Annotated in this window: 14 protein-coding genes; 4 read left to right on the top strand and 10 right to left on the bottom strand. The window is 43.1% G+C overall.

Annotated features, from left to right (window positions below; genetic code table 11):
* The first annotated feature begins 269 nt into the window (after positions 1-269).
* Both RSJ42_RS14530 and RSJ42_RS14525 read left to right on the top strand, forming a co-directional pair.
* The gene (locus RSJ42_RS14530; protein WP_410507982.1) at positions 270-2,339 is read left to right on the top strand and encodes a M3 family oligoendopeptidase; all 2,070 of its coding nucleotides are present in this window, start codon (positions 270-272) and stop codon (positions 2,337-2,339) included.
* A gap of 248 nt (positions 2,340-2,587) precedes the next feature.
* Positions 2,588-3,064 (top strand): methylated-DNA--[protein]-cysteine S-methyltransferase, encoded by a 477-nt coding sequence (locus RSJ42_RS14525; protein WP_410507981.1) that lies wholly within the window; start codon positions 2,588-2,590, stop codon positions 3,062-3,064.
* 16 nt (positions 3,065-3,080) lie between these two features.
* On the opposite strand, the gene RSJ42_RS14520 is transcribed toward RSJ42_RS14525, so the two are convergent.
* Positions 3,081-3,275, bottom strand: coding sequence for a hypothetical protein (locus RSJ42_RS14520; RefSeq protein WP_410507980.1), 195 nt, complete (start codon positions 3,273-3,275; stop codon positions 3,081-3,083).
* 74 nt (positions 3,276-3,349) lie between these two features.
* Here RSJ42_RS14520 and RSJ42_RS14515 point away from each other — a divergent pair, with 74 nt between their 5' ends.
* Positions 3,350-4,093 carry an epoxyqueuosine reductase gene (locus tag RSJ42_RS14515; RefSeq protein WP_410507979.1) on the top strand — a complete coding sequence of 248 codons (744 nt, stop codon included), beginning with the start codon at positions 3,350-3,352 and terminating at the stop codon, positions 4,091-4,093.
* Positions 4,094-4,195: 102 nt separating this feature from the next.
* Here the strand turns inward: RSJ42_RS14515 and RSJ42_RS14510 are convergent, their stop codons facing one another.
* The gene (locus tag RSJ42_RS14510) at positions 4,196-4,696 is read right to left on the bottom strand and encodes a DUF1616 domain-containing protein (protein ID WP_410507978.1); all 501 of its coding nucleotides are present in this window, start codon (positions 4,694-4,696) and stop codon (positions 4,196-4,198) included.
* A gap of 117 nt (positions 4,697-4,813) precedes the next feature.
* Between RSJ42_RS14510 and RSJ42_RS14505 the strand changes: the two genes are divergently transcribed.
* Positions 4,814-5,602, top strand: coding sequence for an S-adenosyl-l-methionine hydroxide adenosyltransferase family protein (locus RSJ42_RS14505; RefSeq protein WP_410507977.1), 789 nt, complete (start codon positions 4,814-4,816; stop codon positions 5,600-5,602).
* Between the two features lie 166 nt (positions 5,603-5,768).
* On the opposite strand, the gene RSJ42_RS14500 is transcribed toward RSJ42_RS14505, so the two are convergent.
* The 8 genes from RSJ42_RS14500 to RSJ42_RS14465 all read right to left on the bottom strand — a co-directional run bounded on the left by RSJ42_RS14500 (position 5,769) and on the right by RSJ42_RS14465 (position 11,206).
* A complete protein-coding gene (locus RSJ42_RS14500; protein ID WP_410507976.1) occupies positions 5,769-6,209 on the bottom strand; it encodes a GNAT family N-acetyltransferase in 441 nt (146 codons plus the stop codon).
* Positions 6,210-6,381: 172 nt separating this feature from the next.
* Complete coding sequence (locus RSJ42_RS14495; protein WP_410507975.1) at positions 6,382-7,377, bottom strand: radical SAM/SPASM domain-containing protein; 996 nt, start codon at positions 7,375-7,377, stop codon at positions 6,382-6,384.
* A 265-nt stretch (positions 7,378-7,642) separates the two neighbouring features.
* Positions 7,643-7,954 carry a 50S ribosomal protein P1 gene (gene rpl12p, locus RSJ42_RS14490; RefSeq protein WP_410510383.1) on the bottom strand — a complete coding sequence of 104 codons (312 nt, stop codon included), beginning with the start codon at positions 7,952-7,954 and terminating at the stop codon, positions 7,643-7,645.
* 42 nt (positions 7,955-7,996) lie between these two features.
* A complete protein-coding gene (locus tag RSJ42_RS14485; protein WP_410507974.1) occupies positions 7,997-9,040 on the bottom strand; it encodes a 50S ribosomal protein L10 in 1,044 nt (347 codons plus the stop codon).
* Positions 9,041-9,682, bottom strand: a complete 642-nt coding sequence (locus RSJ42_RS14480) for a 50S ribosomal protein L1 (RefSeq protein WP_410507973.1) — start codon at positions 9,680-9,682, stop codon at positions 9,041-9,043. It lies immediately after the preceding gene.
* A gap of 237 nt (positions 9,683-9,919) precedes the next feature.
* A complete protein-coding gene (locus tag RSJ42_RS14475) occupies positions 9,920-10,405 on the bottom strand; it encodes a 50S ribosomal protein L11 (protein ID WP_410507972.1) in 486 nt (161 codons plus the stop codon).
* A 130-nt stretch (positions 10,406-10,535) separates the two neighbouring features.
* The gene (locus RSJ42_RS14470; protein WP_410507971.1) at positions 10,536-10,994 is read right to left on the bottom strand and encodes a transcription elongation factor Spt5; all 459 of its coding nucleotides are present in this window, start codon (positions 10,992-10,994) and stop codon (positions 10,536-10,538) included.
* Positions 10,991-11,206 (bottom strand): protein translocase SEC61 complex subunit gamma, encoded by a 216-nt coding sequence (locus RSJ42_RS14465; protein ID WP_410507970.1) that lies wholly within the window; start codon positions 11,204-11,206, stop codon positions 10,991-10,993. Before RSJ42_RS14465 ends, RSJ42_RS14470 begins: the two co-directional genes overlap by 4 nt.
* Positions 11,207-11,605: the final 399 nt, after the last annotated feature.

The raw sequence follows: 11,605 nt of genomic DNA, 5'->3' as shown, positions 1-11,605 counted from the left end.
AGGCACTTTTATTTCTCTTTTTTAATAATTCTTTTTTAATAATTTCTTCCTTTTCCGGTGATCTCTTTTGTGCTTAAGCTGTTTTCCGCGATTTTCTCTGTATTTTTTCCCGTCTTTTCCCGACAGTTTAATTTCGATAGATTTTTACACCTGTTTCGTGAGAATATTAAAAATGTTTTTTGCAATTTATTGAAATGTTAGCGAGTTTTCTCAACTAATATCAACCACGGAAAATTGAATGCTTTAGACTTATTAGGGGTAGAGGTTTTATGAGACAAACATCAACTAAAAAGCTCATTGCTCCCGGAATACGTAAAGGGCTTATCATTTTTGGAATACTGCTCTTTTTCATAGTTTTTTCTGGATTTGCGGCTTCCGCAAAGGCAGATAATTCTTCTGAGACTGAGAATGCGGATCAAATACTTGAAGAGCTTAACTCCGGCGAAGTTACAACTGAATGGAATGATGCATATCTCTTCAGCAGCAGGGAAGATGCCTTAAAAGAACTTGAATCTTTGAAGAAAAGATCAGAAGAAATAAACGAAACCTTCCGTCCGGAATTTGAAGAATTATCTGGGCCTGTTTTACTTGACTATCTTGAAGCCAAAAAAGAGTTTTCAAAGTCTATTGAAGTTCTGGTAGTTTACGCATATACCCAGCTAAGTAAAAATGTGAATGATCCATTCTTTGCTTCTCTTCTTGCGGATACCCAGGACACGTATACCGAATACTGGAAAGCCAATTCGTTTACAACAGTGAAGTTGACCTCTCTTAACCAGGAGGAATGGGACAGACTATTTTCCGAAGAGCCGGGGCTTGAAATGTACCGGCCTTATCTTGAAGCTACTTATATGCGGTTTGCAGACCACAGGGTAATGAACGAATCTCAGGCTATTTATTGTGCAGACCTCGATAATCAGCGCATGAAGCTGGAGACTGAAGCGATGTCCCAAATTACGAACAACGTTACTATGGCAGGAAACATAACTCTTGAGAATGGGGAAGAGTTTTCAGTCAATTCTCAGTCTTACGCTACTCTCCTTTCAACAGACACAAGCCAGGAAAACAGGAAACGATGTTATGAGAAGAGGTATTACCATCTGATAAACCAGTCCGATTCGATGGCATCCCTCTATTCCGAGAAATCCAGACTTGATGATCTTGCTGCAAAAGAACTGAACTATACGGACTATTATGACTATACCCTCTATGTTTCCTATCTTAACAGCTCTCAGATTGATGACATGAATGCAGTTTTCAAGGAAAGGAAAAATGTATTTGAGCCCTATAATGAGTTCAGAAAAAATAAACTCGGCCTTGAGGCGCTTAAACCATATGACCTTATGCTGCAGCTAGGGGATAAATCTGGCGGAAATTACACATATGTTGACTCCTTGAAGGAAATCCAGAAATCTTATTCCGGGATGGATCCCTGTTTCAACGAAATATTTTTGATGATGGTAACTGGCAATTTCATAGATGTGTATCCTGATCCAGAAAACGGAAAAAGGCCAGGAGGTTATACCTGTGAATTATATTCCTTGAAAGTTCCGCCCCTCATTTTCATCAATTACAATGGCATTATCAGCGACCAGAAAATGCTTACGCATGAACTGGGCCATGGGGTTAGCATCTACCTTATGAGTAATTCCGTTGATTATCTCTATTGTTCAGGCACTCTGTACGAACTGGAGATTCCTTCCACCTTCAACGAAGAACTCTTTGTTGACCATATAATTGAAAACTCAGATAGAGAAACAGCAGTTACCGTTCTATCACAGCATATAGGGGAATATCAGAACTACTTTACCAGGCAGCCCATGATCACGGAATTCGAGTATAAGGCTCACCAGATGTGCGCTGAAAATGGAACAGTAAGTGGCGAAGACCTGAATGCTCTCTGGACAGACCTCTTTAAAGAATATAGAAGTGATTCCGTCGAGTATTATGATGAAAATTCAGCGGAATGGGCTTACATCAACCATATTTATCTTGCAAACAACTACTATACATTCAATTATGCAGTTTCGAAGGCAATATCTCTCGCTCTCTTTAAACAGTACAAGGAGGATCCAGAGACCTTTAATGAAAACTACATCGCATATCTTTCTGCAGGTTCGACAATGACACCAGAGGAAAAGCTAAAGAAGTACTTCGGGATTGAAATCAACAGGCAGCTTTTTGAGGATGCCATGGATGTTGTGGAACTGAGAATCCAGCAGCTTGAAGAACTTGACAGCGGGGAAAACGAACCTGAATATGAGTCTGCTGCGGAGAGCCTGAATGTTTACTCAGGGTCTTTCTGGAGCCTGCCGCTGAGTTCTCAGCTGGAGGACTAATATCGAAAACCAATGAACAAAAATGGAGGCTTTTAAGGTTTTCCAGGATATTTTACCGCTCTTTGCCTCTATTTTCTTTTCTTTCTCGCTTATTTTTATCCCGCGAATCTTTTTCTCGAATCTTTTTCCTTTTTTCTCCTACAATATCTTCCTTTTTTTCGGTTCACGGGCTGCCTGTTGAAAGAGTATTGAATAAACATTTCTACCATGAGAGATAGAACTACCTTTACCGATAGGAGAAAACAAAAATGTACTATTGCATAGTTAAGTCACCAATCGGCCCTATACTTATTGCGGGAGACGAAGAAGGGCTGAAATGCGTTAATTTCATGAAAGGTAAAAAGAAAATCGAAGTTCCAGAAAACTGGCAGGAAAACAAAGAATATTTCAGGGAAATTTCCAGGCAGCTTGAGGCTTATTTTTCCGGCGAGCTCAAATTTTTTGATATAAAATTAGCTGCGGGAGGAACGGAATTTCAGAAATCTGTCTGGAAGGCTTTATGTGAAATCCCTTATGGAGAGACCAGAAGCTACAAAGAAATAGCCGTATCCATTGGAAATCCTAAAGCATGTCGGGCTGTTGGGCTTGCAAATAATCGGAATCCTATTGCAATAATCGTGCCATGCCATAGAGTTATCGGGGCAAATGGAAAACTTACCGGCTATGCAAGTGGTCTGGATATAAAGGAATTTTTATTGAAGCTTGAAGAAAACAATTTGAAGTGAGAAAATCTCAAAGTGTCTATTTCGGTTCTCTGGAAAACTTATTTAGTTCCTTTTGGATGCTATCAATTTTTTCCAGTTGCTCGCTCTGAATGTTGTAAATTTTTTCCAGTTTATATGCCATCTTTAAAAACAGCAATGGTATTATAAGATAAAATATTATTCCAAGAATAGCTCCAAGAATAGCTATTATTTCGCTAACTCCTATCATCATTAAAAGCCCTCTTATTTATTATGATTTTTCATCTATTTGTAACTTAGTAAAAATATATCAAAGGATAAATCGGTATGGAGATCAAAGACAAGATCGAGCATGTTATCAAAGAAGCCGCCGCAAATCCTGGAACTGAAACTAGATATCGTGAACCTCTCATAGGCTATGCTTCAGCCAGCGACCCAATTTTTGATGAAATGAAGAAAATTATTGGGCCTCACCATCTGCACCCAAAAGAGATTTTTCACGAGGCAAAGACTGTTGTTTCCTTTTTCCTGCCTTTTGAAAAAGAACTTGTGAAGTTGAACTGGAGATCCCGTGAGCCTGTAAAGGAATGGATTCTGGCTAAGGGCGAAACAGACAGCCTGATTGGGAATATCTGCGAAAAATTGAAGGTTGGGCTGGCAAAAAACGGTATAGAAGCAGTTGTTCCTTCAATTGTTTTCGACTACAAGAATAGGGGTTTCGATATTACATGGTCGCACAAGAGTGCAGCTTACGCTGCCGGTCTGGGCACCTTTGGAGTTCACCAGATGTTGATAACGAAAGCTGGGTGTGCTGGCCGCTTCGGGACAATACTGATTTCTGTAGAAATCCCTGCCACTCTACGTCCGGCTGAAGAATTCTGCCGCTACAAAAAAGGAGAGAAATGCCTTGTCTGCGTTGACAGGTGTCCGGCTGGCGCAATTACCATAAAAGGGGTAGACAAAGAGAAATGTTTCAGGCTGCTTCAGGGAAACGCAAAGGCTTTTCCAGAGCTTAACCAGCTTGCCTGTGGGAAATGTGCAACCGGACCCTGTGCGTTAAAATCCCGCTGAAACAAACTAAATTCTTTTTCGTTATTCTGCGGATTTATGACCTTAATTATTTTAACTTTTTTTTGAGAGATGGATTTGATGTTGAGTTTCAGCCCGGTTGGCTCATATCCCTGTTAACTGAGTTAAACCGTTCTCTGAGGTATTCTGTGATACATTAATCCTTATATGAAGATCTCTATAAGGCAAGCTGATACCCTCTTCAAGCAGATTCTTCTCATTTTCATTGAAGAGCAAAAATCCAAGCAGCATATCCTTTCCCTCAAATGGAGGAGTTATCGTAACTTCTTTTTCCCATGTCTCGTTGTCCCTGAGAATTATATACTGCTTATCAGGAGGTAAAGGTAAAGACGTATTTTCAAGCTTAACCTCCAGTGTATAATTGACAGGCTTCTGCTCATGATTTACAATTCCCAATATTACGGTCCCATTCTCTCCGAGTACGTAATCCGTGGGATAATTGTCAGCATTCCCTTCAGGCCCCAATACATAAAATTCGGTAAAAGGCTCCTGAACAGATTCTGCACCAGTCTCTTCCTCACATCCTGATGTAAAGAGAACCACGCTTAATAAAATTATTAAGGTCAATGCCCCTGTCTTTTCCATCTTCCGTTCACTTTCCAGGTTTTCTAAACTTTTAACAGTTGCCTGTATCTTTTCACATCTTAATATTATTTTCTAACTTAACATAATCTGAAATAGCAAAAAAGCCGAATAGTATTTATGTCTATTATTTCCCTTACCACCGATTTTGGAGACCTTTATCCTGCAGCCATGAAAGCCGTAATTCTCGGAATTAATCCCGAAGTGCGGATAATTGATGTAACCCATTCTATCAGGCAGGCAGGGATCAGAGAAGGAGCCTTTGCACTGTATTCACTTGTCCCTTATTTCCCGGCTAAAAGCGTGCATATCGGAGTTGTCGATCCGGGAGTCGGGACTTCCCGCCGTGCACTTGCAATAAAAGCCGGTCCGGAAGGAGAAGGACAGTTCTTCGTTGGCCCTGATAACGGTCTTATAATACCTGCAGCTCGCCGCCTAGGAAATATGGAAGTTTATGAGATTACAAACAAGGAAATAATGCTTAATTCGGAAATTTCTGCAACTTTTCACGGCAGGGATATTTTTGCACCTGTAGGAGCCAGACTCTCAAAAGGTATGCCAGTCGAGACTGTTGGAGATAAGATCTCGGACTTCGTAGACCTTGATTTTGAAAATTTCGGAGTTGACAGGCAGTTTCTGGTAGGAGAAGTTGTTTATTCTGATAATTTCGGAAACGTAATTACTAATATTCCCGAGGCTGCGGTCCTGAAGTTCCGGACTTTCGGCTCACAGGTGGAAGTTAACGGCAGAAAAGTCTCGTTTGTCCAGACCTATGGTTTTGTAGGGCAGGGAGATGCTCTTGCACTTATAGGCAGCCACGGATTTCTGGAACTTGCAGTAAACAAAGGAAACGCGGCTCTGCAGTTCGGGCTCAGAAGCGGAGATCCTGTGGCAATAAGGGTCCTTTGAAAAAAAGCTGATATTTATGCGGGTTTAAGGACATATAAAAGTGGAGGGTAAGGAAATGCCTTATCCTTCGTTTTTTAATGTGCTAATCCGCAATACTTCGGGCCAGCTTGGCCAGAACTTGAATTTAAGATATTTGGCTTTCTCTGGTTCAGGTAATCGATCGGATTTACCGTTCTCTTTTTAGATAAATCATATCAACAAGCTGTTTCCCATTTTCATATATTGGATGGTCATAATTGTCAGTAAAAAAATTCCTGACACGATGCGACTCTGTAAAGCCGCATTCCTTATAAAAATTCAGAGTCACAGGGCTATTGCCCGTCCCGACAAGCATAGTTCTGCAATCAGGATAGCAGGATAACAGGAACTCTATCAGAGCTTTTCCATAGCCTTTTCGCTGACAATCAGGCTGAACCGCAATGTTTTTTAGCTCGTAAATACCGTCTGCTTCTTTTGTAACCACACATTCAGCTTTTATCCCATTGTCATCCAGAACAAACATTTCGCCACGCTCGAGATATTTATCTACCATGTCTTCCTGCTCGTCCGCTAGCAATAGCAGATCTATATACTCCTTCTTATTCCCTGTGACTCTTATGATGTCCATGTCAGACACCTCTTAGTTCATGTTTATATCACTAATATTGACAACCCGATTATACTTAGAGAAACTGGGTAAGTCCTCTTGAGGGAGCGAAGCGACCGAAAAGGACCCCGTGCTCCCGAAGCGGAACTCGGGTGCCGAAGCGGAACTCGGGTGCCGAAGCGGAACTCGCTCTTCACATCCACTCATAATTCATCAAAACTTCAGGATTGAAGCTTTGCATTAAACTATTTTCCGTATATCCAAAAAAGAGGCAGCCTTCGCATTTATCTACAATTTCTTCCCTCTGCTGTGCAGAACTTTTCCAGACCTTCTCAAAGCCGTCCTTCATAACGTTCCCAAGAGGCTCCTGGTGTACGCGGCAGGTCTCGGCAGTGCCGTCGTGCGTGACATTGATAATAATGCCGCTTGCCCTGCATTTGTAATCCATATTCCCGTCCCTGACCATCCTCAGGTAGGTTTTGGAGTTGATTATGGGATAGCCCTGTTCTTTCAGCTCGATTATGCGGTTAACTGTGCTGCGGAACTTATCTTTATCCCGGATACCTATTTCGTTCCAGATCTCCGGGCTGATTCCGGGAAACTCGTGAACGGGCTCGAAAGAAACTTTTACGCCCAGTTTTTCTGCAAGCAAAACGAGGGTCTCAATATCGTCCAGGTTTTTTCCTGTAAGTACGCAGTTCATCAGGATAGGGTTTTTCTGTTTCTGGAGATGCCTTACTTCAATAACTTTTCTTAAGCCTTTCAGCAGGATATCAAAATCCATCTTCCGTATTTCTTTATAGCTCTTCGTTCCGTCTACCGAAACTGATAGATAATCCACATCTTCAAGCTCTTCCGCTCTTTCGTAGAGCAGCTTTCCGTTTGTGACCATGGATGTTATTAACCCGAGTTTTTTTGCATGAGCCATTATCAGGGGCAGGTCTTTTCTAAGAAGGGGTTCTGTTGTCCATGCATTATAAACTCCTATCCCGAATTTTTTTGCATCATCAAGAAGCCTGAATACCTCGTCTCTTGAGGGCTCTTTTCCGGGTTCTTTCCTCCAGTATTCACAGAACTTGCAGCGCATATTACAATTAGCGTTTACACCGTGAGAAAGGACAAACGGGCGCTTTTTGATCCTTATTTGCCAGAGAGCTTTTGAAGCCAGGATAGGGTCAAATCGGGACATGGCAATCGTGTTTGTTTGCTAATTACAGGATATCTTTTCACTCAGGAATTATCTGTTTTATTCATGAGTTTTTTTGTTATAACTTTTTTGTAAGAGAGTTTCAATATCAGGAGAATAAAGAGAATAAGTGATTGCAGAAAAAATAACTAAAATCAGGAGATTTGAGTTCTTTAATAATTATTTTAAACATCACTAAAAAATATTGTAATGTTAGTATTGCCAAAAAAAAGAGAGCCCGCCCTGAGGCGAGCTGAGGATATTGAAATTATCCGAAGAGGGCGCCGAGACCGGCCATTCCATCTTCTTCAGAGGTGTCTTCTTCTTCCTCTTCAGGCTCTTCGGCAGGAGCTTCTGCTGCTGCGGGTGCGGCTGCTGCGGGTGCGGCTGCTGCAGGGGCTGCGAATGCTGCCTTTGCGATAGCTTCTTCGATGTCCACGCCTTCGAGGGCTGCGACAAGGGCCTTTGCCCTGGCTTCGTTCACTTCGATACCGGCTGCCTGAAGAACGGCAGAGATTGCTTCTTCGGTAATTGCTTTACCAGCGTTGTGCAATAAGAGAGCTGCATATATGTATTCCATCATTAATCACCTAACTTTGTATTAGCGTAAATTGTAATCTGTTTATCCGAAAAGGGCACCGAGTCCGGCCATTCCATCTTCTTCGGCATGGTCTTCTTCTTCCTCTTCAGGTTCTTCTTCCTTCTTTTCTTCTTCTGCTGCTGCAGGAGTTGCTGCTGCGGCTGCGGCTGCGCTTGCGGCTGCACCGAGAACTTCTCTCAGGTCGTCATCCACTGCATTTGTATCCTTGTCTGCGGCTTTGGATGCAACAGATGTCATCTGGACATGGGCTTTTGCCAGCAGGGCGTCCATGACTCCAGGTTCAAGGATAACAGCATTGACACCAAGGTTCTTTGATTCTGCATAGGCTTTTGCCAGCAGGGTGCCGATTGTTGCACCTGTCGGGTATGCTGTGTTGACCGAGAGATTGAAAGCGTTCTGAGCTGCCCTGATAATGTCAGAGAAGTATTTGCTTTCATCAACTGCAAGGAGTTCCGGCTCGTATACTGTCCCGTCGTCATAGGCTGCTCTGAGGTCAAGACCTACAATGAGGGGGTATATTTCCAGCTTTGAGAGCATGGTAGCGAGCTTCTGCGGGACTGCCTCGCCTGCTTTACAGACAACCTTTGTTTCCTTTACTGCCACCTTCCCGGCTTCTATTGAAGCTGGAATGCCTGCACTCTGGAGTTCACCCAGGATCGGACCGGGCGGGAAACTGGTAGGTCCCTTCTGGACAATTATGTCCGCGGGAGCTATTGCGCCTGCTTTAATTGGAGAGGGAGTCTTTGTCTGCTCGAGCAGTTTGTAAAGCTTGAAGGGACTTTCATTGGTAAATATCAGAGCAGTCTGCTTGTCCAGATATTTGTTCATCTCGGGAATAGATTCCCCGAGCTGGTTTAAAGCACGCTCTGTGAGGGTGTTTCTGGAGACTTTGAGCACCGCAACGTCCTTAAGGTCCCGGCGGATCTTCTGGATCTTGGTTGCGAGGATGCCTTCGATCCCAACCATCCCGAAAACTTTGTGGGACTGGATGAGTTCCTTAATGTTCTCAATTTCATCCTTTTTCCACTGCGGGATGTGCTCGGTGTGATGCCTTTCTTCTGCCATTTACACCACCCTCTCTGATTTTCCCATGGTTGTTGTGACATAGACAGTTCTGAGGTTGTGCTTGCCCTTATCGAGGACACGCTCAAGCCTGGCCATAATTGTCTCGATGTTCTCGGCAAGGTCTTCAGGATTCATATCCCTTCTGCCAACAGCCACGTGGAAGGTAAGTCTGTCTTTTGACCTGAGCTTGACTGCATTTTGCTTGCTCTGAATCAGTTCACCGATGTCCTTGTTCGGCATGAGCGGGATAGGCATCTTGCCTCTGGGTCCCAGGACAATACCAAGGTTCTTACCGATAATCGGCATGAACTGAGTCTCTGCAATAAAAAGGTCGCATTCGTTTGCAAGAAGTCTGGCTCTGTTTTTGTCAGCTGCCAGCTCGTCGAGCTCAACGTCAGAAATTACATACGCAGCACCGGCAGCCTTTGCTCTGAGGCCAACGTCACCCTTTGCAAAAACGCCGATCTTCAGCTCTTTTCCGAGCCCGTGCGGAAGAATTACTTCTTCATCGACTCTGTTCTTTGGTTGGTTCATGTCAAGGTTCTTTAAGTTAATCGCCAGGTCCACGCTTTCCGAGAAATTGCGCTTTGGCGACTCCTCAATTACTTTCTTGACAGCTTCCAGTATAGTCTTTTCTACCATCTTGTTCCTCCCCGTAGTGTTTGAACCAAATGTCCAGACAGCCGTTACGGCTTACTACGGCGATCGTAGGGGCTCCCCTTTCCGGGTTCTGTCACTCTTGACAGCAGCCACCAATAACTTCCTTTTAGTTATCCTAATAGAAAACTGTTCAAGGCTCTTGTGCTATTAGTGGTATCTGATTTAAAACTATTGGTGTCCAGCCAGATCCCGGATTTAAAGGTGGAGGGGATAAAGGGCTTACCACTCCTCGCCTGCAAGCAAATCGTCAAATTTGCCTTCATCGAGTGCTTTCTGGCAGTCCTTTGCCTTCATTCCCTCTACATTCACGCCCATAGGGACACAGGTGCCCATAACCTCTTTCATTGTAGCTTTGAGGTCATAAGAAAGTACATCTTCCTTTTTCATACGGGCGATCTTTGCAACCTGCGGGATGGTGAGGTTTCCAACAACCTCGCTCCCTGCATTTCCTGATCCTTTCTGGATCCCAAGCTCTTTCATGACAAGGGATGCAGTCGGAGGGGTGCCTACTTCGATCTCGACGTTTTTCTTGTCGTCAACAATTACTTTCACAGGGACCTGCATTCCATTGTAGTCCCTTGTTTTTTCGTTGATCTTTTCGACCACTTCTTTTATATTGACCCCGAGCGGACCAAGTGCCGGACCTAATGGTGGTCCGGGATTCGCTTTTCCTCCGGGGACAAGTGCTTCTACAATACTTGTCATCTGAGTCTCACCGGTTTTAATAAGTCTGAATTTTGTAGATTTGTTTCAATCCACTCTGAGTACTGGTGATTTAGTTTATTAATTGTTTATTAATAAGCTGAATTTTCGGTATTCCCAACCGGTCCCTGGCTTACTCGTTCTCTTTCTTGAGTATCCTTACTGTATCGCCGCGAATCGTGATTGGGATCGGGACCACAGCATCGAAGAGTTCTACTGTAATTTCCTCATGCCCTTCGTCAACCCTTTTAACACGGGCTTTTTCTCCCTTAAAGGGTCCTGAAGTGACCTCAATTATAGCCCCTTCTTTGATTCCGGTCACTACTGGTTTAGGTTTGAGGAAGTGTTCTATTTCAGAGATTGAAGAACTCCCTTTAACAAGGGCTCTTGCATGCGGGATTGTCTGGATTGCCAGTTCGACAGTTCCGGATTTTGGAGCCTCGACAAGAACATACCCTTTAAGCTCATCAGGAGCAAGGATTGCCCTTATGTCCAGTTTCTCTTTTTTTGCAATCCTGGCAAGTGCCATTGCAACAGACCTTTCCTGGTTTGCCGTGGTTTTTATTACGAATATCTGGGAATCCTCACTCATTGGGCCACCCACTGGGGCAACATGTGTAGCAGTATATATATTATAAATCCAATTGCGCCCACAGCCAGAATACCGGCACCTGCAACTTTGGCAATGGTCAAGAACTCTTCCCTGGACGGTTTTTTCGTAAGCTTCAGGACCCTCAGGTGTGCCCGGATTGCCTGACCAACGCTTTTTGTAGTTATATTCGGTTCAAACGTGGATTCTACCAATTAATTCACATCCAGGTTTTTATTTACATATTTAATTTTATCTGAGATTTCGCGCGCAGCTCTTCATCTGAATAATATATCCCCGAAGTTGCTTTTTATCTCGCAGAATATCGGATTTCACTTATCAGAAAGAACGGGCGGATTATATTATTGATTCCTAATATATGAAGATATCACTGGCACGATCTTTCATACATCCAAAAATTTAGACGCAGGATTGTAAGTCATAGAAAACCTCTAATCGTGTCAGTAAAAATTTTCATTTTTGGTGCCGAATTGTATCGGCATCATACTGCATTTACCATAAAAATAGTTTTCGATTGGATTTATATTTCTACATTCCTTCTTTTTGATTTAAGAGGAGGAAAACAGTATTATCTCCAACCGAGCGTTTTCATC

The organism is Methanosarcina hadiensis (assembly GCF_046529725.1).
Taxonomy (GTDB): Archaea; Halobacteriota; Methanosarcinia; order Methanosarcinales; family Methanosarcinaceae; genus Methanosarcina; species Methanosarcina hadiensis.
Note: the sequence above shows the minus strand (reverse complement) of the source record. Positions and strands in the feature narration are given on the sequence as shown.